Origin of the sequence: Duganella rhizosphaerae (genome assembly GCF_040364205.1) — a bacterium.
Taxonomy (GTDB): Bacteria; Pseudomonadota; Gammaproteobacteria; order Burkholderiales; family Burkholderiaceae_D; genus Rugamonas; species Rugamonas rhizosphaerae.
Genome location: NZ_BPWK01000005.1, coordinates 344,999 through 366,853 on the forward strand (window position 1 = coordinate 344,999; position 21,855 = coordinate 366,853).

General features: G+C 63.6%; 18 protein-coding genes. 9 read left to right on the top strand and 9 right to left on the bottom strand.

From position 1 onward, the window contains the following. Positions 1-166 precede the first annotated feature (166 nt). Positions 167-2,503 carry a penicillin-binding protein 1A gene (locus tag RUGAMON1_RS13880; protein ID WP_445231059.1) on the top strand — a complete coding sequence of 779 codons (2,337 nt, stop codon included), beginning with the start codon at positions 167-169 and terminating at the stop codon, positions 2,501-2,503. A 12-nt stretch (positions 2,504-2,515) separates the two neighbouring features. After that, positions 2,516-4,213, top strand: a complete 1,698-nt coding sequence (locus RUGAMON1_RS13885; protein WP_445231060.1) for a tetratricopeptide repeat protein — start codon at positions 2,516-2,518, stop codon at positions 4,211-4,213. A 1-nt stretch (position 4,214) separates the two neighbouring features. Here RUGAMON1_RS13885 and RUGAMON1_RS13890 read toward each other — a convergent pair whose 3' ends face one another. Next, entirely contained in the window at positions 4,215-4,895 is a 681-nt protein-coding gene (locus tag RUGAMON1_RS13890; protein WP_445231061.1) for a TetR/AcrR family transcriptional regulator, read from the bottom strand. Positions 4,896-5,071: 176 nt separating this feature from the next. On the opposite strand from RUGAMON1_RS13890, the gene RUGAMON1_RS13895 reads away from it, so the two are divergent. Together RUGAMON1_RS13895 and RUGAMON1_RS13900 are read left to right on the top strand one after the other, a co-directional pair. After that, on the top strand, positions 5,072-5,986 hold the full coding sequence (locus RUGAMON1_RS13895) for a lipase family alpha/beta hydrolase (RefSeq protein ID WP_445231062.1): 915 nt from the start codon (positions 5,072-5,074) through the stop codon (positions 5,984-5,986). 7 nt (positions 5,987-5,993) lie between these two features. Further along, the gene (locus tag RUGAMON1_RS13900) at positions 5,994-6,914 is read left to right on the top strand and encodes a lipase secretion chaperone (RefSeq protein ID WP_445231063.1); all 921 of its coding nucleotides are present in this window, start codon (positions 5,994-5,996) and stop codon (positions 6,912-6,914) included. 2 nt (positions 6,915-6,916) lie between these two features. Here the strand turns inward: RUGAMON1_RS13900 and RUGAMON1_RS13905 are convergent, their stop codons facing one another. Together RUGAMON1_RS13905 and RUGAMON1_RS13910 are read right to left on the bottom strand one after the other, a co-directional pair. After that, positions 6,917-7,408: a hypothetical protein gene (locus RUGAMON1_RS13905; protein WP_445231064.1), complete on the bottom strand. Its 492-nt coding sequence runs from the start codon at positions 7,406-7,408 to the stop codon at positions 6,917-6,919. A gap of 142 nt (positions 7,409-7,550) precedes the next feature. Next, positions 7,551-9,308: a methyl-accepting chemotaxis protein gene (locus RUGAMON1_RS13910; RefSeq protein ID WP_445231065.1), complete on the bottom strand. Its 1,758-nt coding sequence runs from the start codon at positions 9,306-9,308 to the stop codon at positions 7,551-7,553. A gap of 165 nt (positions 9,309-9,473) precedes the next feature. On the opposite strand from RUGAMON1_RS13910, the gene RUGAMON1_RS13915 reads away from it, so the two are divergent. Next, the gene (locus tag RUGAMON1_RS13915; protein WP_445231066.1) at positions 9,474-10,064 is read left to right on the top strand and encodes a DUF4337 domain-containing protein; all 591 of its coding nucleotides are present in this window, start codon (positions 9,474-9,476) and stop codon (positions 10,062-10,064) included. A 23-nt stretch (positions 10,065-10,087) separates the two neighbouring features. On the opposite strand, the gene RUGAMON1_RS13920 is transcribed toward RUGAMON1_RS13915, so the two are convergent. Both RUGAMON1_RS13920 and RUGAMON1_RS13925 read right to left on the bottom strand, forming a co-directional pair. After that, on the bottom strand, positions 10,088-11,221 hold the full coding sequence (locus tag RUGAMON1_RS13920) for a GGDEF domain-containing protein (RefSeq protein ID WP_445231067.1): 1,134 nt from the start codon (positions 11,219-11,221) through the stop codon (positions 10,088-10,090). Between the two features lie 120 nt (positions 11,222-11,341). Continuing rightward, positions 11,342-12,319 (bottom strand): choice-of-anchor A family protein, encoded by a 978-nt coding sequence (locus RUGAMON1_RS13925; RefSeq protein ID WP_445231068.1) that lies wholly within the window; start codon positions 12,317-12,319, stop codon positions 11,342-11,344. A 199-nt stretch (positions 12,320-12,518) separates the two neighbouring features. On the opposite strand from RUGAMON1_RS13925, the gene RUGAMON1_RS13930 reads away from it, so the two are divergent. The 3 genes from RUGAMON1_RS13930 to serB all read left to right on the top strand — a co-directional run bounded on the left by RUGAMON1_RS13930 (position 12,519) and on the right by serB (position 17,971). After that, a complete protein-coding gene (locus tag RUGAMON1_RS13930) occupies positions 12,519-13,448 on the top strand; it encodes a 5'-nucleotidase (RefSeq protein WP_445231069.1) in 930 nt (309 codons plus the stop codon). Between the two features lie 147 nt (positions 13,449-13,595). After that, on the top strand, positions 13,596-17,057 hold the full coding sequence (mfd, locus tag RUGAMON1_RS13935) for a transcription-repair coupling factor (RefSeq protein WP_445231070.1): 3,462 nt from the start codon (positions 13,596-13,598) through the stop codon (positions 17,055-17,057). Positions 17,058-17,128: 71 nt separating this feature from the next. Then, on the top strand, positions 17,129-17,971 hold the full coding sequence (gene serB, locus RUGAMON1_RS13940) for a phosphoserine phosphatase SerB (protein WP_445231071.1): 843 nt from the start codon (positions 17,129-17,131) through the stop codon (positions 17,969-17,971). Positions 17,972-17,986: 15 nt separating this feature from the next. Here serB and RUGAMON1_RS13945 read toward each other — a convergent pair whose 3' ends face one another. After that, entirely contained in the window at positions 17,987-18,316 is a 330-nt protein-coding gene (locus RUGAMON1_RS13945; protein WP_445231072.1) for a DUF3471 domain-containing protein, read from the bottom strand. Positions 18,317-18,547: 231 nt separating this feature from the next. Between RUGAMON1_RS13945 and RUGAMON1_RS13950 the strand changes: the two genes are divergently transcribed. Beyond that, the gene (locus RUGAMON1_RS13950; protein WP_445231073.1) at positions 18,548-19,501 is read left to right on the top strand and encodes an aspartyl protease family protein; all 954 of its coding nucleotides are present in this window, start codon (positions 18,548-18,550) and stop codon (positions 19,499-19,501) included. A 16-nt stretch (positions 19,502-19,517) separates the two neighbouring features. Here RUGAMON1_RS13950 and RUGAMON1_RS13955 read toward each other — a convergent pair whose 3' ends face one another. The 3 genes from RUGAMON1_RS13955 to RUGAMON1_RS13965 are packed head-to-tail and all read right to left on the bottom strand — an operon-like array spanning position 19,518 to position 21,804. After that, a complete protein-coding gene (locus tag RUGAMON1_RS13955; RefSeq protein WP_445231074.1) occupies positions 19,518-19,946 on the bottom strand; it encodes a GNAT family N-acetyltransferase in 429 nt (142 codons plus the stop codon). Positions 19,947-19,956: 10 nt separating this feature from the next. Further along, complete coding sequence (locus RUGAMON1_RS13960; RefSeq protein ID WP_445231075.1) at positions 19,957-20,403, bottom strand: nuclear transport factor 2 family protein; 447 nt, start codon at positions 20,401-20,403, stop codon at positions 19,957-19,959. Between the two features lie 9 nt (positions 20,404-20,412). Next, positions 20,413-21,804 (bottom strand): serine hydrolase, encoded by a 1,392-nt coding sequence (locus RUGAMON1_RS13965; RefSeq protein ID WP_445231076.1) that lies wholly within the window; start codon positions 21,802-21,804, stop codon positions 20,413-20,415. Positions 21,805-21,855: the final 51 nt, after the last annotated feature.

A 21,855-nucleotide genomic window follows, 5' to 3' on the forward strand; every position in this document is an offset into this window, starting at 1 on the left:
CGGTTGTAAAGCGATTTTAGTCAGATATCTGTTACGTTACGACAAAATCACCAATAGTCATAGGGTTGAGTGACCGTATTTGCATAAAAAGCCACTTTTCATTTAAGTGTACCCAAATTTTGTTGGTCTATAATCGCGCCTACCGCTGCTACCGTGAGACTACGCCTTGACTGCTTCCCCCATCAACCTGTCCAAATGGCTGACCCGCCGCAACGCCATCCGCGGCTTTATTGTGGCCGGCGTCGCCGCGCTGATCGCCGGCGGCCTGCTGCTGGCCTACATGCTGCTGTACGTGGCGCCCAACCTGCCGTCGCTGGAAGTGATCACCGATTACCGGCCCAAGATCCCGCTGCGCATCTACACCGCCGACAACGCCCTGATCGGCGAATTCGGCGAGGAGCACCGCGACTTCGTGCCGATCAAGGACATCCCGGAGATGATGAAGAAGTCCGTGCTGGCGATCGAGGACAAGCGCTTCTACGAGCATAACGGCATCGACTGGCGCCGCGCGCTGGGCGCGGCGCGCGCCAACCTGGGCGGCGCCATGCGCCAGGGCGGCTCCACCATCACCATGCAGGTGGCGCGCAACTTCTTCCTCACCCGCGAAAAATTCTACGGCCGCAAACTCAATGAAGTCATGCTGGCGTTTAAGATCGAGGCGGCGCTCAGCAAGGAGCAGATCCTCGAACTGTATATGAACCAGATCTACCTCGGCCAGCGCTCCTTCGGTTTCGGCGCGGCCTCGCAGGTCTACTTCGGCAAGTCATTGAAGAACCTGGACATCGCCGAGATGGCGATGCTGGCCGGCCTGCCGCAAAACCCGGCCCGCCACAACCCGGCCGTCAACCCCAAGCGCGCCAAGCAACGCCAGCACGTGGTGCTGAAGTCGATGCGCGACCTGAACTACATCACCGAAGACCAGTACCAGAAGGCGCTGCACGAAACGCTGCACGTGAGCCATCGCGGCCAGGAGTTCGACACCCACGCCGAGTACGTGGCCGAACTGGCCCGCCAGGTGGTGTACGCCCAATTCAAAGAGGACTCGTACACCAAGGGCATCAGCGTCTACACCACCATCCTCAAGGCCGACCAGAACGCGGCCTACGAATCGGTGCGCCGCAATGTGCTGAACTACGACCAGCGCCACGGCTACCGCGGCCCGGAAGCCTTCATCACGCTGCCGGCCGGCGAGGAAGAGCGCGACGACGCCATCGAGGAGGCGCTGCAACGCCGCCCGGGCAGCGACCGCCTGATCCCGGCCGTGGTGCTGGAAGCCGGCGCCAAGTCGGTCAAGGTGCAGAATCCGTTCGGCGAAGAGATCGTCATCAGCGGCGACGGCCTGCGCCTGGCCGCCAACGCGTTGACCGACAAAGCCAAGGACGCGGTGCGCCTGCGCCCCGGCGCGGTGATCCGCATCATGCAGGAGAAGCACGGCTGGAGCATCACGCAGGTGCCGCAGGTGGCGGCGGCGTTCGTGTCCATCGATTCGGTCAGCGGCGCTTATCACGCCATGGTCGGCGGCTTCGACTACAACCTGCAGAAGTTCAACCACGTGACGCAGGCCTGGCGCCAGCCGGGTTCCTCGATCAAGCCGTTCGTGTATTCGGCGGCGCTGGAAAAAGGCTTCTCGCCGGCGACCCTGATCAACGACGTGCCGCTGGACCTGACCGGCGCCGAAACCGGCAACGAGGCCTGGAGTCCTAAAAACGACGACGGCAAGTTCGACGGCCCGATCACCATGCGCACCGCGCTGGCCGAATCGAAGAACGTGGCCTCGGTGCGCATCCTGCGCTCGATCACGGTGCCGTACGCGCACAACTACCTGGGCAAGTTCGGCTTCGACCTGGCCAAGCATCCGAAGAACCTGACCATGGCGCTGGGCACCGGCTCGGTCACGCCGGCGCAGCTGGTGGGCGCGTACTCGGTGTTCGCCAACGGCGGCTACACGGTCGAGCCCTATCTGATCGCCAAGATCGTCGACGGCAGCGGCAAGATCATCTCCGAAGCCAAGCCGCGCACCACGCTGCCGGACGACGCCCGCGTCATCGATCCGCGCAACGCCTTCGTCACCGACGGCATGCTGCGCCAAGTCACGCGCACCGGCACCGGCGCCGCCGTGGCCCGCCTGGGCCGCCCTGACCTGGCCGGCAAGACCGGCACCTCCAGCGACGCGGTCGACGGCTGGTTCGCCGGTTACGGCGGCGGCATCGTGGCGGTATCGTGGATGGGCTATGACGATTCGAAATCGCTGGGCGGCAAGGAGTTCGGCTCCAGCGTGGCGCTGCCGATCTGGATCGACTACATGAAGGTGGCGCTGCAAAACCGTCCGGCGCAGGAACGCCAGGTTCCGGCCGGACTGACGCAGGTGGACGGCGAGTGGCTGTACGACGAGTTCACCGGCGACGCCGCACGCCATACGCTGGACATGGACGACGCCAACCCCACGCCGGGCGCGGAGAACGTGGCGCCGCAGCCGACCGGCACTACGCCGCCAACCAACTAAATTTAATTAAACATGCCCATTCCCGATTGGAAAAAAATAGGCGATTTGGCACGCTCCCTATTGAACCCGAAAACCGCGTCAGCACGCGCCGACGCCGGCGTGGATCTGCAGGTCGCCCAAAACCTATTTAGCCAGGCAGTCAAACTGGGGCAGGCCGGGAAGATAGACGACGAGATTTCCATCTACGACGACCTGGTTCAACGTTTCGGTCAAAGCTCGGAACATGGTTTGATCGGCGTGCTGGCGCGAGGATTGTGCAATAAAGAAGCGTTGTTGGGGAGCCTGGGACGGTTCGACGAGCAATTAGCAGTGTTCGAAGAAATCGAGCGGCGCTTCGCGCGCTTTCCGGTATCGTCGCCCTTCGGCGAAATCGTGGCAAAGAATTTTCTGAGGAAATGCCAGACTCTCAGGCAATTGGGCCGCTTCCAGCAAGAAGTCGCGGTACTTTCCGAATTTGACCAGCGGTATGGCCGGGAGTCCTTCCCAGTCGTACGCCACATGGTGGCCGCCTGCCTGATGGACAAGGCCATCGCCTTGGGTCGCCTGAGCCAGTTTGAAGACGAGTTGGCCGTTTACGGCGAATTGATCGAGCGCTATGGGCAAGATCCGGCGCTGGAGATGCGTAAATTATTGTGCAATGCGCTCAACAATAAGAGCCTGCGTTTGGAGGCCCTGGCGAGGCCGGAGGCGCAGATCGCCCATTGCGATGAAATAGAACGGCGCTACCGGAGCGAAGCATCTGCGCTGGAGAAAGAACTGCTGGCATACAGCCTGCTTAGAAAAGCGCAAAGCCTGCAGGCGCTGCTGCAAATGGACGCCGCCATTGCCGTCCTGGGTGAAATCGCGCGGCGCTTCGGCGCAAGTGAAGAAGCGGTATTGCGCGAACTGGTCGCCCACGCGCTGCACCAACAGGGGCTATTGTTTGTCAAGGCGGAGAAATTCGATGAAGCGACAACCGCTTCGGAAGACATTGCGCGCTATGCCAGTCCACAGGCCGCCATCGGATTGCGAGTAAAAATAGCGAGCGGCCTGATCGGCAAAGGCAGCAAACTGGCGGCCGTGGGCCAGACTGCCGACGGACTCGCCGTCTATGATGAAATCGTCAGGCGATTTGGCGACGACCCGGCGCCGGCAGTGCGGGAAAAAATAGCACGAACGCTGTTCAACCGCGGATTATTGTTTTCTCAACTGGACCGTGCCGCGGAGGCAATCGCATCCAACGATGATCTGGACCGCCGCTTTGTTGACGATCCCTCACCTGCGCTGCGCGAAATCGTCGCCATGGATCTGTTGAATAGAACCGCCAATCTGCTCAAGCTGGGACAAGCAGAGCAGGCCCTTTCCGTCTTTGCAGAAATAGACCAGCGCTACGGGCAGGATGAAGACCCCAAGCTGCGCGTGCATGTCGCCGCAAGCGTGTTCAAAAAGGGCCAGCTCTGCGGCTACCTGAACCGGAATGACCAAGCCATGCAAGCGTATGCCGATCTTGAACAGCGCTTCGCGCACGACAACGTAGAGCAAATACGGAACATGGTCGCCGACAGCAGTGTCACGCGCGCCAAGATACTGGCGGGCCAGGGATTGACGACGGAAGTCCAGGCGATTTACCGCACGATCATTCAACGCTATGCGCAGGACCCGGCGCCAGCCATGCGTCAATTGGTGGCATGGGTCAAGGCACAGCCGCAAACAGCGAGCAACGACAACTAACTCACTGCGACAGGTAGCCGCGCATCATGCGCACGGCGCTATCTGCAAACTGGTCCGGGCCGACATCGGCGGCCCGGTACTTCCAGCGCTTCACATACCAGTCCTGGAACATCGCCATGATGTGCGCGGCCAGCAGCTCCGGGCTGCCGGCGGGACGCTGCGGCAGCTGCGCGATCACGCCGGCGAACAAGGCCTGCACATGCAGCTCCGATTCCTTGGCTGTGGTGCGCTGCGCCGATTGCAGCACGCGCGAATCCATGAAGACGAAATAAAACCACGGCTGCAAGATCTCGGACACGTAGATCGAGGCGCGCATCAGCGCTTCCAGCTTGTCGAGCGGCTCGGTGACGTCGTCGAACAGGCGCGGCATCTCCTGGGTGGCGTGGCGCACCACGTCCTCGATCATCTCCGCCAGTTGATCCTTGTTGCTGATGTAGCCGTACAAGCCGCCCATCGACAGGCCGGTCTCCTGGCACAGGTCACGCAGGTTCATGGCGCGAAAGCCAACGTCGTTGGCCAGCTTGAAAGTGGCCCGAAAAATCCTCTCCAGGTTTTCCAGCGCCGGCTTGCGGCGCTTGACGGTGATGCGTTCAGCGTTGTGGTCGAGCAGATACGCCCAGATATTGACGCCGTCCAGCGGCGTCATCGCCTGAAATTGTTGGAAGTCGAATCGCGACGGCAAGGTAGTCTCTTTATTTGAGTTTTGGTGTCGATTATAGCCCAGGAAAACAACTGGGATCAGAGGCCCATCAGATTGGCTCCCAGGGCCTAGCGTGCGGACTGCAAGGCCAGCGGCTCGGTGCTACATTTTGATGACCGGGGAAATACCCGGACCTCAAAATATAATCGGAGACTTCAATGACAAAACGCTTCTGGAAGTACCTCGCGGTCTGCCTGATCGCCCTCACCTCCCTGCCCGCGCCATCCTGGGCGGCCGGCTACACGCAAACCAAATACCCGATCGTGCTGGTGCACGGCCTGTTCGGCTTCGACAACATCGGCCCGGTCGACTACTTCTATGGCATCGCCTCCGGGCTGCGCAGCGGCGGCGCCAATGTGTACGTGACGTCGGTGTCGGCCGCCAACAGCACCGAGGTGCGCGGCGAGCAGTTGCTGGTGCAGGTCAAGCAAATCCTGGCCGCCACCGGCGCCTCCAAGGTCAACCTGATCGGCCATAGCCACGGCGGTCCCACGGCGCGTTATGTGGCGTCGGTGCGGCCGGACCTGGTGGCTTCGGTCAGCAGCGTCGGCGGCGTCAACAAGGGCTCCAGGGTGGCCGATGTGCTGATCGGCGCGGTGCCGGACGTGACCTACAGCCTGGCGAACGCGGTGTCCGGCTTCATCAGCTTCCTGTCGGGCAGCCCGACCTTGCCGCAGAACGCGCGCGCGGCGGCCACCTCGCTGAGCACCGCCGGCACGCTGGCCTTCAACGGCAGCCATCCTGAAGGCGTGCCGACGTCGGCCTGCGGCGAAGGCGACTACCAGGTGCGCGGCGTGTACTACTTCTCGTGGAGCGGCGCGCAGCCCTACACCAATCTGCTGGACGCCAGCGATCCGGTGCTGGCGCTGACGGCGATCGCCTTCAACGGCGCCAAGAACGATGGACTGGTCAGCAGCTGCTCGAGCCACCTGGGCCGCGTGATCCGCGACGATTACGCAATGAACCATCTGGACGAAGTCAATCAGCTGGTGGGCATCACCAACCTGTTCGAGACCAGCCCGGTGACCATCTTCCGCCAGCAGGCCAATCGCCTGCAGGGACTGGGACTGTAAGGAGCGCATGATGAGCACAAACGCAAAACTGCTGCGCTTCGGCGCGCTGGCCGCCGTGGTCGGCGTCGGCCTGTATCTGGCGCTGCCGCGCAGCGAGGCGCCGCGGGCCAGCGCCGCCGATCCAAACTATTTTGCGTTTGTGCCGTCGATGACAGGCACGCGGCCCGACGGCGACGTGCGACAGACCGCGGCGGACAAGCTGACCGTCAACGCGGAGCTGGCCTACCTGTTCGACTACTATCTGGCGGGACTCGGCGAGAAGCCGCTGGAGGCGATACGCGTGGAGATAGGCCGCGAGCTGGATCGCCGCCTGAGCCCCGCGCCGGCGGCCGAGGCCAAGCGCCTGCTGGACGCCTACCTGGCCTACAAGCGCGCGCTGGTCGATGTGGAACGCGGTCTGCCGGCCACGCCGGATCCGGCTCTGGGTGCGCGTCGGCGGCTGGAGGCCATGCAGCGCCTGCGCCGCTCGTATTTCAGCGACGCCGAAGCCGAAGGGCTGTTCAGCGCCAGCGACGCTTACGATCTGGACGCGGTGGCGCGGCTGGAGATCAACGCCGACAAGAGCTTGACCGATGCGCAGCGCAAGGAGCGTATTGCGGCGCTCGATGCGCGCCTGCCGCAGCAAGTGCGCGACGAGCGCGATGCGCCGGCCAGGGTGCTGAGGCTTGAGGAAGCGGTGACGAAGGCCCGCGAGCAAGGCATGGGCGACAACGAGATCTACCGCATGCGCGCCGCCGCGCTATCGCCCGAAGCGGCGGCCCGCCTGGCCGACGTCGACCGCGAAGAAGCGGACTGGCACAGCCGCATCGCCAGCTACCTGGCACAACGCCGGCAACTGACTCCGGGTGCGGATCCGGCCTCGCTCCAAAAGCTGCGCGACGCTATTTTCTCCGCCGACGAACAGAAGCGCCTCGCGGCTTACGAGTAAATTCAGTGGACGTAACGCGCTATGTAATAGACGCCACCAAGTAGCATGATGGCGAGGCCGTACACCCTCCAAGTGTGACTCATCAACGTCTTATGAAGTTCGACGCGATGCTCCATCAGGGCCATGTTGAATTCTTCATGCTGCCGAGCCAGTGCGGCGCTGAATTCTTCATGCTGCCGAGACAGGGCGGCGCCGAATTCCTCACGTTGCCTGACCAGCGCGACATGGAAATCTTCACGTTGCGCGGCTAGTGCATTGTTGAATTCCAGTTTGTGCTCGTACAGCACTTTCATGATGCGCTCGGTAGCGGCGTGGATTTCCTCGCGCAATGATTGCACATCATCTTTGGTTGCAAAACTTGTCCGTATCACAGCCACATCGACCTCCAGCGCCGCGAGGCGTGTTTCTATCGCGGCGAAGCGCACTTCTGCTCTTCCATCATAGGCGGCACGTGAGGCATTTTCAATGCGGTTGGGATCATCGTTGGCAGGCATGTTCGCTCCTCGCGGCAGCATAGTCGAGCTGCCACCGTAGCACCGGCAAGCGTCGCCACGATTGAGCCATGTCAAAGCAAAAAAAAGCGGCCCGAAGGCCGCTTGACTTTGCTGCTGCGCCAGATAGTGGCTTACTTTATTGTTAGAACTCTTCCCAGTCATCGCCCGCCACAGTGGCCGTCTGGCGCGCCGGGGCCTTGGCCGCTGCGGCCTTCAACGCCGGGCGCGCGGCCGGCGCCGCGACGGCAACCCGCGCAGGCGCTGCCGTCACGTGGGTCTGCCGCCGCGCCATCGCCTGCGGACGTGGCGCCGCGACCTGGTCCAACCTGAACACGCTGACCACTTCCGCCAGCGCCGCCGCCTGCTCCTGCAACGAGGCAGCCGCCGCAGCCGCTTCTTCCACCAGCGCCGCATTCTGCTGCGTCACCGTGTCCATCTGGCCCACCGCCATGTTGATCTGGTCGATGCCCACGCTCTGCTCCTGCGTCGCCAGCGTGATCTCGCCCATGATGTCGGTCACGCGCTGGACGCTGGAGACGATTTCGCCCATCGTCGCTCCGGCTTCCGCCACCAGCTTGCTGCCGGCGCCGACCTTGTCGACCGAATCGCCGATCAATTCCTTGATCTCCTTGGCCGCCGTGGCCGAACGCTGCGCCAGATTGCGCACTTCCGAGGCCACCACCGCAAAGCCGCGTCCCTGCTCGCCCGCCCGCGCCGCTTCCACCGCCGCGTTCAACGCCAGGATGTTGGTCTGGAACGCGATCCCATCGATCACGCTGATGATGTCGACGATCTTGGACGACGACGCGTTGATCGACTCCATCGTATCCACCACGCGCGACACCACGTCGCCACCGCGCACCGCCACGCCGGACGCCGACGCCGCCAGCTGGTTGGCCTGGCGCGCGTTGTCCGCGTTCTGCCGCACCGTCGACGTCAGCTCCTCCATCGACGACGCGGTCTCCTCCAGCGAACTGGCCTGCTCCTCGGTGCGCGAGGACAGATCCAGGTTGCCGCTGGCGATCTGCGTCGACGCCGCCGCTATGGTCTCCGTCCCGCCGCGCACCTGGCCGACGATGCGTATCAGGCTGGTGTTCATGTCCTTGAGCGCCTGCAGCAGCTGGCCGGTTTCCTCGGTGGTCCCGACTTCGATGCGGCTGGTCAGGTCACCCGAGGCCACCGTCTGCGCCACGCGCACCGCCTCGTTGATCGGCGTGGTGATCGCCCCCGTGATGTAGGCCGCGCAGCCGATCGCCACCAGCGCCGCGATCACGCCTGACGCCACCATCGCCCATTCGGCGCGCGAGATCGCCGCCGCGCCCTCTTGCACGCTGGTGGCCGCGATATCCTCGTTGAGTTTTTCGATTTTCATCAGCGTCGCCTCGGCCTTCAGGAACAGGGGCCGCGACAGCTGGTACTGCGCATAGAAATCGACAAACAAATCCTTCTGCTTTTGCTCGTCCTTGTTGCCGGCCATGGCGCCGACGATGACGCCGATCTTGTCGTCCACCGCTTTCCACGCCGCCCATTCGCCGGTGAACTGCTTCCACAGCACCTCTTCCTCGGCCGTTTGCGGCAGCGGCTCGTAGCGCTTCCAGCCGCGATCGATATTGGCCCAGGCCTTCTTGCGCAGCTCCTGCGCTTCGCCGAACTTGTCCTGCGAGTGATAGTCGTTTTCGTAGACCGCCGTGTACAGCGTGGCCGCCGCCACCGCCGTCTGGCCTTCGCTCATCGCCAGCAAACCCTGGATCGACGGCAGCCGCACCACGCCGATTTCGTTGACGGCGCCGCCCACCTTGACGATGCCCGTGTAGCCTGCCGCACCCACCACCAGCAGCGTGACCATCATGATCGCCACCAGCACGGCGAGCTTCCACTTGATGAGTAAATTCCTGAACATCCCGTCCCCTTGAAGTGGTGAAATCGGTGAGAGAATCTGTGACAATTCCCACAAGGCCAAATATGCTGCCGGCTGCATGGCAGCGTCAACCAGATTCTTTAAGTCTGTGGTGCGGTGCGCACAGTTGTAGGTTAAGCTTGCGGTTTTTACACCTCCCCACCGAACATGGAACCACTAGACATCGTCGACACCCAGAACGACACCCCCGCCGCCGGCCGCAAACTCAACGCCACCGTCGCCATCACCGTCGCGCTGCTGGCCACCTTCATGGGCATCTGCAAGGTCAAGGACGACAACATCAACCAGAGCATGCAGCAGGCGCAGGCCAACCGGGTCGACCACTGGGCCTTCTACCAGGCCCGCAACGTGCGCGAGGAAGTCGCCAAATCGACCGTGGTGCAGCTGCGCCTCACCGCGGCGGGCAAGCCGGCGGCCGAGCAGGCGGCGTATCAGGAAGCGATCAAGCAGTACGAGAAGGTGGTCCAGGACCAGGACAGCAAGAAGGCCGAAGCCAAGGCTCAGGCCGAGCAAGACCAGAAAACCTACGACGCCGCCAACTTCAAGGACGATCAGTTCGACCTGTCGGACGCGTTGCTGGCGATTGCCATCTCGCTGCTGGCCATCACCGCGCTGACCCAGTTGTGGGCGCTGTACTTTGCGGCGCTGGTGCCGACCGCGTTCGGCGTGCTGATGGGCCTGTCCGGCCTGGCCGGCTGGGGTCTGCACCCGGACTCGCTGATCGCCCTGCTGTCCTGAGACCTGAGGCCGGCGGCCGGTGTTCAGCCGCCGATCACGCGGTTGCGGCCGGCGCGCTTGGCTTCGTACATGGCGACGTCGCCGGCGGAGATCAGGCCGATCAGGTCATAGCCGTGCTGGTCCGACGAGACCACGCCGACACTGGCGGTATAGCGCACCGACAGCGCATCGATCTCCACCAGTTCCAGCTCGATGCGCGCGCGCAGACGCTCGGCCACCTTGGTCGCGGCAGGCAGATCCGAGCCGTCCAGCACCAGCACGAACTCCTCGCCGCCGAAGCGCGCCAGCAAATCGTAGGGCCGCAGCTCCAGCTTCAGTATCCCCGCCAGATGGCGCAGCACCTCGTCGCCGACCGGATGGCCGTAGGTATCGTTGATGACCTTGAAGAAGTCGACGTCGATCATGATCACGGCCAGGCTGCGGCGCCCGCGCTGCGCGCGCAGCGCAACCCGCTTGCCGTGGATTTCCAGGCCGGCCCGGTTCAGCGCCCCGGTCAGCGCATCGAGCGTCGACAGGCGCCGCAGCCGTTCGGCGTAGCGCCACATCACCATCAGGATCAGGCCGAAAGCGATGCAGACCTGGGCCAGCGGTATCACCAGCATGCTCGCCCCCATCACCAGCGAGCTCGGTACATCGGCCGGATCGCCATGGAACAGCATGTGCATGCCGCGCACGAACAGGGCCAGGCCCAGCACCGAGAAGCCGACCACGCTGATGATGATGCCGCGCCAGCCGCCGTGGCGCGCGATGGTGGCGGCGCACAGCCAGTTCAGCAGCGCAAAATAGAAACCGCTGAAGCACAGCCGCGCCCGCAGGCTGGGCATGATCAGGCTGAAGTAACCGGAGACCAGCAGCGCCAGCACGGTGATGACGGCCACGTGGCGCCAGCTCAGCGTATCGGAGCAATGCACGCGCAGGCCGCGCAGCACCAGCGCCAGGCCGAAAGCCATCACGCCGTAGCCGGCGACCATATTCAGGATGACCGGCAGGGCGTCGAGGTTGACCATCGCCAGGCCGACCGACACTACCAGGTTGCCCAGCGCCCACCAGCGCAATTCGGGCGGGCTGCCGGAGTAGCAGGCGGAAGCGACCAGCAGCGCCGTCGTCAACAGTGTGACGCAGACCTGTACCAACAATAGAGTGTCGAGATTGAGCACGCCGGATTCCGCCTTGTGGATGCCTCAATGTATCCCAGCGCACGGCCAGTGGCAATCGTCCATGCAAGAAAGAAACAAAAAAAGCTGCCGAGGCAGCTTTTTTCGCGACGCCGGCCGGTATCAGGCCTTGCGGCGGCGCGCCAGCACGCCCATCAGCGCCAGGCCGCCCAGCAGCATGGCATAGGTTTCCGGCTCGGGCACCGGGGTGGCGACGTAGCCTTTGAACGGCTCGTAGCCGATCTCGACGGCGCTGATGATGGATTTGGCGACGATGCTGCCTTCCAGGTGGCCGGTGCCGGACAGCACGGCGTCGTTGGCCAGCACCGAGCCCCAGACGAAGGTACTGACCTTGACCGCGCTGGCGTCGTTCAGGTTGAACAGCACATTGGCGCGCAGGTGCTCCAGCAGGCCGTCCTGGCCGCCGCCGAACACCACGTCGCCGGTCCCGGTGACGTTGATGACCACGGTGGCGCCGTCTTTCACGTTGCTCAGCGTCAAATTGCTCAGGTTACGGGTGTTGACGTTGAACACTTGCAGACCGGCGGTGTTGTTGCCCACCAGCTCGATGCCGCCGTTGGCGAAGTTGACCGTGCCGTTGCCCGCCTGGCTGTTCAGCGTGTTCGACAGGCCGGTCAGCTGGGTCTTGGCCGCGCCGAAGTCGGCGTAGGCCGAGATATTGGCTTTGTTCAGCGTCAGGTAGGACGACGAGCTGTTCGAGCCGCCATACACGCCATACCCGTTGTAATTCTTGGTGTATTCGGTGATCGGGCCGATCGAGGCATTGGTGTTCACATTGGCCAGCGGCGCGGCGTAGATGTCGCCGCCGCTCAGTTTGACGTTGCCACCAACCACCACGCTCGGCGCGGTGACGCCGAACGGGGTGCGGTAGCCGATCGATGCGCCCGAAGTGTTGACGTTGCCGCCGACGGCCAGGCGGCCTTCGATATCGGTGAAATTGCTGGCGTTGCCGTAGAAATAGGCGCTGTAGTCCGACGCCGGACCCAGGTTGAAACTAGGCGCCGCGGCCTGGGCGCTGCACAGGGCGGCCGCGCCCAGCACCAGCGGCAAAATACGGTGCATCAGAGTGGAAATGGTCATGGTATGTAATTGGTATGTTCGTTAGGAAACAGGAAAAACCCTCAAGCAAGGGCTGGATTATATCTCATTAACAACAAGAATAACATTATTGATAAGAAAAATATCCGTGCTATATGACCAATTGCATACCAATAATATGCCGCACGCTATGCCGGCGTATCGGGTAAAGTGATGCTTATAGCAATCCACCGACTAAACCATGGCCTATCCTATCGAGCACAAACTGGTGATCGGCATCGCCTCCAGCGCGCTGTTTGACCTGACCGAATCGCACAAGATCTACCTGGAGGGCGGCGCCGAGGAATACCGCAAGTACCAGGAGCAGCATATCGACGTCATCCTCGGCAAGGGCGTGGCCTTCCCCTTCATCCGCCGCTTCCTCAACATCAACAAGCACTACGCGCAGTCGGCGCCGGTGGAAGTGGTGCTGATGTCGCGCAATTCGCCGGAAACCGGGCTGCGGGTGATGAATTCCATCGCCCACTACGGGCTGGACATCTCGCGCGCCTGCTTCGTCACGGGCAAATCGCCGTACAGCTACCTGCCGGCCTTCAATACCTCCTTGTTCCTGAGCGCCAACGAAGAGGATGTCCGCAACGCGCTGGAGGCCAATTATCCGGCCGGCCTGGTGCTGCCCTCGCGCACCGAGGACGATGACGACGAGGAATTGCGGGTCGCCTTCGACTTCGACGGTGTGATCGCCGACGACGAATCGGAAACCGTCTTCAAGCGCAACAACGATGTCGACGAGTTCCATGCGCACGAGCGCGAACGGGTCGCCATCCCCCACCAGCCCGGCCCGCTGGCCGACCTGTTCCAGAAGCTGTCGCTGATGCAGCGGCTCGAGGAGCGCGCCCAGCGCCGCGACCCGTCGTACAAGCGCATCCTGCGGATCGCCATCATCACCGCCCGCAGCGCGCCGTCGCACGAGCGCGTGGTCACCACGCTGAAGAGCTGGGGCGTGTCCGCCAACGAGACGTTTTTCCTCGGCGGCATGGAAAAGGCGCGGGTGCTGGGCATCTTCAAGCCGCATATCTTCTTCGACGACCAGCTCAGCCACCTGAAGTCGGCCGGCGGCAACATACCAATGGTCCATGTACCCTTCGGCATCGCCAACCGGGTGCGCTGACCCCGCACGGCGGGCCGAAGGGGTCTGACCCCGTCCGGGGTCAGACCCCAGCCTCACCGGGGTGGCACCGCGCTCACTCGAACACTAGGCTTCGTCTATAATGTCGGCAGCGGCATTGCCACTCTGGCGACGCGCCTTTAACAGTGAATGTGTGTTGTGTCCCTGGTCTTAAAAAACTCCCTACCAAAACCCGGCACCCGCTTCGCCCTGCCTGCGCTGCACGGCTCGTCGGACGCCTATGCATTGGCGCTCACCGCGCTCGAACTCAAATCCCAGGGCCAGATGCTGGCCGTGATCGTCGCCAACGCCAGCGACGGCCAACGCCTGCTGGACGAGATCCCATGGTTCGGCGGCGACCAGCTGCGCTGCCATTTGCTGCCGGACTGGGAGACCCTGCCCTACGACGCCTTCTCGCCGCACCAGGACCTGGTGTCCGAGCGCCTGGCCACGCTGCACGAAATCTCCAGCGGCCAGTGCGACGTGATGCTGGTGCCGGCCACCACGGCGCTGGTGCGCATGGCGCCGCCGTCCTTCCTGGCGGCCTACACCTTCTTCTTCAAAAAGGGCGAGTCGCTCGATGAAGCGCGCCTGAAAGCGCAGCTGACGCTGGCCGGCTACACCCACGTGGCGCAGGTGATGTCGCCCGGCGAATACTCGGTGCGCGGCGGCCTGATCGACCTGTTCCCGATGGGTTCCGCCCTGCCCTACCGGCTCGACCTGTTCGGCGACACCATCGAAACCATCCGCACCTTCGACGCCGACACCCAGCGCTCGCTGTACCCGGTCAACGAGGTGCGGCTGCTGCCCGGCCGCGAGTTCCCGATGGACGAAGCGGCGCGCACCACCTTCCGCAACCGCTGGCGCGAGCAGTTCGAAGGCGATCCTTCGCGCTCGGTGGTGTACAAGGACATCAAGAGCGGCATCGCCTCGGCCGGCATCGAGTACTACCTGCCGCTGTTCTTCGAAGAGACGGCCACGCTGTTCGACTACCTGCCGCAAGGGGCCGCGCTGGCCCTGGTGGGCGACATCGACGCCGCCATCAAGCGCTTCTGGACCGACACCGGCTCGCGCTACCGCTTCCTGAAGTCCGACCGCGACCGCCCGATCATGGCGCCGGAAGCCCTGTTCCTGTCGGACGAACAGTTCTTCACGCTGGCCAAGCCCTACGGCAGGCTGGTCATCTCGAAAGACGCGAAGGATGATGGCAACGGCGCCTCCGAGCTGTCGGCGCCGGTGCCCAACATCGCCGTCAACCGCCACAGCGACGACCCGCTGACCAATCTGCGCGCCTACCTGCTGCCGGCCGGCCGCCGCGTGATGATCTGCGCCGAGACCAACGGCCGCCGCGAAACACTGCAGCAGTACTTCACCGAATACGACCTGGCGCTGACGCCGGTCGAAGGCTACGAAGGCTTCGCCACCTCCGACGCCAAGCTGATGCTGGGCGTGGCGCCGCTGCACGCCGGCTTCGAGCTGTCGACGCCCGATGAAAATCTCATCTTCATCACCGAGACCGAGCTGTATGCGGGCTCCGGCCGCCGCGTCGGCAAGAAGAAACAGGAAGCCGTCACCCAGGTCGAATCGATGGTGCGCGACCTGTCGGAGCTGAAGATCGGCGATCCGGTAGTGCACATCAACCACGGCATCGGGCGCTACATGGGCCTGACCAGCATGGACCTGGGCGAAGGCGAAACCGAATTCCTGCACCTGGAATACGCCAAGGACACCAAGCTGTATGTGCCGGTATCGCAGCTGCACGTGATCTCGCGCTACTCCGGCGCCTCGCCGGAAGACGCGCCGCTGCATGCGCTGGGTTCCGGCGCCTGGGAGAAAGCCAAGCGCCGCGCCGCCGAACAGGTGCGCGACACCGCCGCCGAACTATTGAACCTGTACGCCCGCCGCGCGCTGCGCCAGGGCCACGCGTTCGAATACTCGGCGCACGACTACGAACGCTTCGCCGACAGCTTCGGCTTCGACGAAACGCCGGACCAGCAGGAAGCGATCAACAACGTCATCAAGGACATGACCTCGGGCAAGCCGATGGACCGGCTGGTGTGCGGCGACGTCGGCTTCGGCAAGACCGAAGTGGCGCTGCGCGCGGCCTTCATCGCCGTCATGGGCGGCAAGCAGGTGGCGATCCTGGCGCCGACCACGCTGCTGGCCGAGCAGCACGCGCAGACCTTCGCCGACCGCTTCGCCGACTGGCCGGTGCGCATCGCCGAAATGTCGCGCTTCCGCACCGGCAAGGAGATCACGCAGGCGATCAAGGGCATGGCCGACGGCACGCTGGACATCGTCATCGGCACCCACAAGCTGCTATCGGACGACGTCAAGTTCACCCGCCTCGGCCTGGTCATCATCGACGAGGAACACCGTTTCGGCGTGCGCCAGAAGGAAACCCTGAAATCGCTGCGCGCCGAAGTCGACGTGCTGACGCTGACCGCCACGCCCATCCCGCGCACGCTGGGCATGGCGCTGGAAGGCCTGCGCGACTTCTCGGTGATCGCCACCGCGCCGCAAAAGCGCCTGGCGATCAAGACCTTCGTGCGCAGCGAGGGCGAATCGATCATCCGCGAAGCCTGTCTGCGCGAATTGAAGCGCGGCGGCCAGGTCTACTTCCTGCACAACGAGGTCGAGACCATCCAGAACCGCATGGCGATGCTGACCGAGCTGCTGCCGGAGGCGCGCATCGCCGTCGCCCACGGCCAGATGCACGAGCGCGACCTGGAAAAAGTGATGCGCGACTTCGTGGCGCAGCGCTACAACATCCTGCTGTGCACCACGATCATCGAAACCGGCATCGACGTGCCGACCGCGAACACCATCATCATGCACCGCGCCGACAAGTTCGGCCTGGCGCAGCTGCACCAGCTGCGCGGGCGCGTCGGCCGTTCGCACCACCAGGCCTACGCCTATCTGCTGGTGACCGACGTGCAGTCGCTGACCAAGCAGGCGCAGCGCCGCCTGGACGCGATCCAGCAGATGGAAGAACTGGGCAGCGGCTTCTACCTGGCGATGCACGACCTGGAGATCCGCGGCGCCGGCGAAGTCCTGGGCGACAACCAGTCCGGCGAGATGACGGAGATCGGCTTCCAGCTGTACTCGGACATGCTCAACGAGGCGGTGCGCTCGCTCAAGGCCGGCAAGGAGCCGGACCTGGCGGCGCCGCTGGCCACCACCACCGAGATCAACCTGCACGTGCCGGCGCTGCTGCCGGCCGATTTCTGCGGCGATGTGCACGAACGGCTATCTATTTACAAGCGCATGGCCAACTGCAACGTCCAGGACAAGATCGACGACATGCAGGAAGAGATGATCGACCGTTTCGGCAAACTGCCCGACCCCGTCAAGGCCCTGATCGAGACCCACCGCCTGCGCATCGCCGCCAAGACCGTGGGCATCGTCAAGATCGACGCCCATGGCGAAGCCGCCACCTTGCAGTTCATGGCCAAGCCGCCGATCGACCCGATGCGCATCATCGAGCTGATCCAGAAGAACCGCCAGATCAAGCTCAATGGCCAGGACAAACTGAAGATCACCGCCGCCATGCCCGACCTGGCGGCGCGTGTCGCCCAGATCAAAGGTGCGATCAAACAGTTGACCGCATGAGCCTTAACCAGTAACTTGGGCGCTTAGCCCAAAAAACGCTATACGCATTTATGAAGACTGCAAAAAATACTATGAATCTCGTGCTGCAAGGGTTGGACGACTGCAAGGCCAGACTGGAACGCATCGCGGCGCTGACGGCGCCAAAGAACATCACCTGGTTGAACGAACGCGCGCTGCGCTGCGAAGGCATCACGTTCTCGCCGGCGCTGCGCCAGACCATCGAAGTGGCGGCCCAGGCGGCCCAGCTGGACGCCACCTACTCCATCGGCATGCACAAGATGAGCGAATTCAAGCTCGTCGCCATGGACATGGATTCGACGCTGATCACCATCGAATGCATCGACGAAATCGCCGACATGCAGGGGCTCAAGCCGCAAGTGTCCGAGATCACCGAGGCGGCGATGCGCGGCGAGCTCGATTTCGCCGAGAGCCTGAAGCGCCGCGTGGCGCTGCTCGAAGGCCTGGAGGCGTCGGCGCTGGAGCGCGTGTATAACGAGCGCCTGCAACTGTCGCCTGGCGCGGAAACCATGCTCAAGGCGGTGCAGCAGGCCGGCCTGAAAACGCTGCTGGTGTCGGGCGGCTTCACCTTCTTCACCTCGCGTTTGAAAGAGCGCCTGGGCCTGGACTACGCCCACGCCAACGAGCTGGAAATCGTCGACGGACGCCTGACCGGCCGCGTGGTGGGCGGCATCGTCGATGCCGAGGAAAAGAAGCGCACCGTGGAGCGCGTCTGCGCGGAGCTCGGCATCGAGCCATCGCAGGCCATCGTCATGGGCGACGGCGCCAACGACCTGAAGATGATGAGCATCTCCGGCATGTCGGTGGCGTTCCGCGCCAAGCCGGTGGTGCGCGAGCAGGCCAACGTGGCGCTGAACTTCGTCGGCCTGGACGGCATCCTTCCGCTGCTGACCTAGAACGCAGGCGCCGGCTCAGTCCTGCCGGCGCGCCACCTGTTCCGGTCCCAGCAGGCGGACGCCGGCCACGTTGCCGTTGTCGCGCTGGTCGAACTCCACGCGCAACCCGCCCCAGCGCGTGATGAACGCGCCCTTGCCCGCAGGCTCAAGCTCGACCGCCGGGCCGTTGTTCATCTGCACAAACAGTTTCTTGCGATGCTGGCTGACCGTCAACGTCCGGCCGTCGGCCAGATCGTACTGTCCCTTAAACTCCTGCAAGTCAGCCTCCTGCAACGGCTTCTCGGCCGCGCCCGCCGCGCCGGGAATGCAGCAGCCCAGCAGCAATGCCCACACAAAAGTACGCATGATATTTCCCATCCAGGTAGATATCGCCATCGCTCTCAATGTGGATGGCAATGGCTACACTCTAGACAAAAAAACCACCGTTTGCACGGGACATCCGACAGACGGCGATTGCCGCCGGACGAACGGTTGTTATGAAGGTGTGAATGTACCGGCGGCGTTTTTCGCGCGATGTCAAAGACGAAAGTTAAATAAAATGATAACATCGGCGTCTACCTATAGCTCCACATATCCATGACCCGTTTCCTGCTTTGCGTGCCACTGCTGCTGGCCGCCGTCTCCAGCGTCGCCGCCCCCGAGTGCCGCTACACCGAATTGGCCGCGCTGGACCTCAGTGTGGACGAGCGTTTTTCCAATACGCCTTACCTCGATGCGCAAATCAACGGCAAGACCGTGCAGATGCTGGTCGACACCGGCGCCTTCAAAACCCTGTTGACGCGCGCCGAACTCGACCGCCAGCAAATCACCCTCACCCGCTCTCGCGAGATTGTGCAAGGCTTGGGTGGCCGTGCGGCGATATTTACAGCTCGTCCGAAAGAAGTGATCATCGGGCCGGCGCGGGTGCGCCAGACCTGGTTCCCGGTGGTCGAGGGCTACGACTTGCCCGGCTATGGCGGCATCATCGGCGCCGACTACCTGTTGCAAGCGGACCTGGAAATTGCGCTGGCGGACAAGAAACTCAAGTTCTTCCGCGGCGCAGGCTGCGACGACAAGGCGCTGGCCTACTGGGACGTCAACGCGCTGGACGTGCCGCTGGAAATCCCCCGCGGCGACAGCCGCGCCATGGTGTCGGTGATGCTCAATGGCAGCAAGCTGATGGCCCTGATCGACACCGGCGCCTCCATTTCGATAGTCGACCAGCGTACCGCCGAGCGCCTGGGCTACAATCCCGCGTCCGCCGACGTCCGCAAAGGCAGCAGGCTGCAAGGCCTCAACGGCAACAGCCGGCAATCGTCGATCGCCACGTTCGACAGCTTCGCCATCGGCGAGGAAAAAATCGACCAGCCGCGCATCACCGTCGTGGAGACGGTCGACGGCGATCTCAACACCAGGGCCTATCAGATGATATTGGGGCGCGACTTCCTGCGCGCCCACCGCGTGCTGTTGTCTACCGCCCAGCGGCGCTTCTATTACACCTACCTGGGCGGCCCGGTGTTTGCCGCCTCACACGGAACGAGGCAGCCATGAAGGCCTGCCGCGTTGGTCAGGCTGCCAGTTTCTTGGTCAGCGCATAGCGCGCCCCGCCAGGAGGAAAATCGGCCAGGCGGCTGAACACGGTGTAGCCCAGCTTTTCGTAGAACGGCAAGGCCTGGAAGCTGAGCGTCTCGACGAAGGCCTTCTGTACGCCGCGCCGCAAGCCCTCGCGCTCCGCGATCGCCATCAACTCGCTGCCGTAGCCCAGGCCGCGCACACTGTCGTCCAGCCACACCACCTGGATCTGCAGCCATCCAAGGTAGGTGGCGCCCAGCAGGCCGCCAACCAGCTTGCCGCCGTCGTCCTTGACGGTGGCGACCAGGTAGTTCGGCGTTTCGCCGTTGGCCTGCGCGGCGTTGTAGGCGGTCAGGCCTTTGACCAGCTCCTGCATGTCGCCGCCATCGGGCGCCTCTTCCAGTTTGACGATATGTGCGCTCATGGCCTCAACACTAAGGTTTGGTGGGACGGATGCCGGTGTACTGCGCCGACGCCAGCTTCCACTTGCCGCCCTCGTTCACCGCGACATAGCCGGCGCGCAGCGCGAAGTTTCGCTTCTCCGCATTCACGGTCACGGTGCCGGACAGCTTGACGACCACCGTGCCAGTGTTGCCGAACATTTGGATCGCCGGCTCGGACACCTCCATCGTCGGCGCCTCGCGCTTGTTGGCAGGCAGGTAGAAGCCCAGCACCTTCTCGCGCGGGTCCACCTCGCCGAGCGGCGACACCTCGTAGAAGTCGCGGGTGACGATGGCGTCGATCTTCGACGGTTCGAAATCGCGCTGCGCCTCGGTATAGCTTTGCACCAGTTTGAGCAGCTGCTGCGGCGCGGTTTCCTGCGCGTGCAGCTGCGCCGCCGCCAGCACGATCGTCGCCAGCAAAACAGATTTGATGTTCATGTGTCCCCCTTATTGACCCGCAGCCGGGCTGTCATCGGCCGGCGGCGCTTCGTCCACGCGCGGCATGCGCATATTGCGGCCGCCTTGCAGCAGCGTTACCGCCTCCACCTTGCCGGCCGCGTCGCGATGCAGCTCGAGCTGCGCGTCGACCTTGCGCAGGAATAGCTTGTCGGCCGACTCGGCATAAATCGGCAGCGACGCCTGGCCTTGCAGCTGGGTCGTCATGCCGCCGTTGCTGGTGCGCAGCCACAGGCGGCGGCCGTCCGGCATCGTGTAAGTGCCGGCGATGGCGGCCATCTGCTCGGCCGACAAGGCGATATCCTTGCGCTCCGTCGGCATCACATAGGTGACGCCGCGCGCGGTGGCGGTCAGGCCGGCGGTCAGCGATTCCAGCTCGCTGCCCTCGACGTTACTGAGCACGATCACGCTGATCTTGTCGGCCATGCGGTAATGCACCTCGGTGGCGAAGCCTTCGATGCCGCCGCCGTGGCCCACTTCCTTGCCGCCGTCCTTCTGCTGTATGCCCAGGCCGAAACCGTAGCCCGAGTGGTAAGGGGTGGTCATCGCCTCCAGCGACGCCGGCGACAGCAGCTTGCCCTCGTACAGGCCGCGCTGCCAGCGCAGCAGGTCGCCGGTGGTGGAGTACAACGCGCCGGCGGCGTGCGGGATGCTCATGTTGATAAAACCGGCGTTGGTCATGCCGTTCTTGCCGCGCGCATAACCGGCGGCGCGGTTCGGCAGCACGTTGGCGTTCCAGTCGTAGCCGCTGTCCTTCATCCCCAGCGGTTCGAAGATATTCTGGCGCACGAAGGCGTCGTAGGTCTGGCCGCTGACCTTCTCGATCAATGCGCCCAGCAGCACATAGCCGGTATTGCTGTAGCTGAAGCGGGAGCCCGATTCAAACTCCAGCGGCTTGTCGCGCACCAGCGCCACCGATTCCTCCGGCTTCTTGGTGAACGGCTCGATCGCCTGGTATTCCTTAGTCGAGGTGAAGTTGGCGATGCCGGAGGTATGGTTCAGCAACTGGAAGATCGTGACCTTGCTCCACGCGGCAGGCAGGCCGCCGAGGTATTTGCTGACCGGATCGGAAACGGCGAGCTTGCCGCGCTCCTGCAACAGCAGCACGCTGGCGGCCGTGAATTGCTTGGTCACGGAGCCGAGGCGGAACTTGGTGCTCGGCGAATTGGGGATATTCCATTCCAGGTTGGCGGAGCCGTAGCCCTTGTCCAGCAAGACCTGGTCGCCTTTGGCCACCAGCACCGCGCCGGAAAAATGATCGCGGGCGACGGCCTTGTCGACCAGCGTTTCAAGACGTTTCTGATCCTGCGCCTGCACAGCGCCACCCACCAGCATGGCCGTGGCCAAGCCCATGGACAGCATCCACTTGCGATGTTGCGACATATTTTTCTCCCGATGCGGATCGCTCTCGATTGGCGATCAACCGCCGTATGC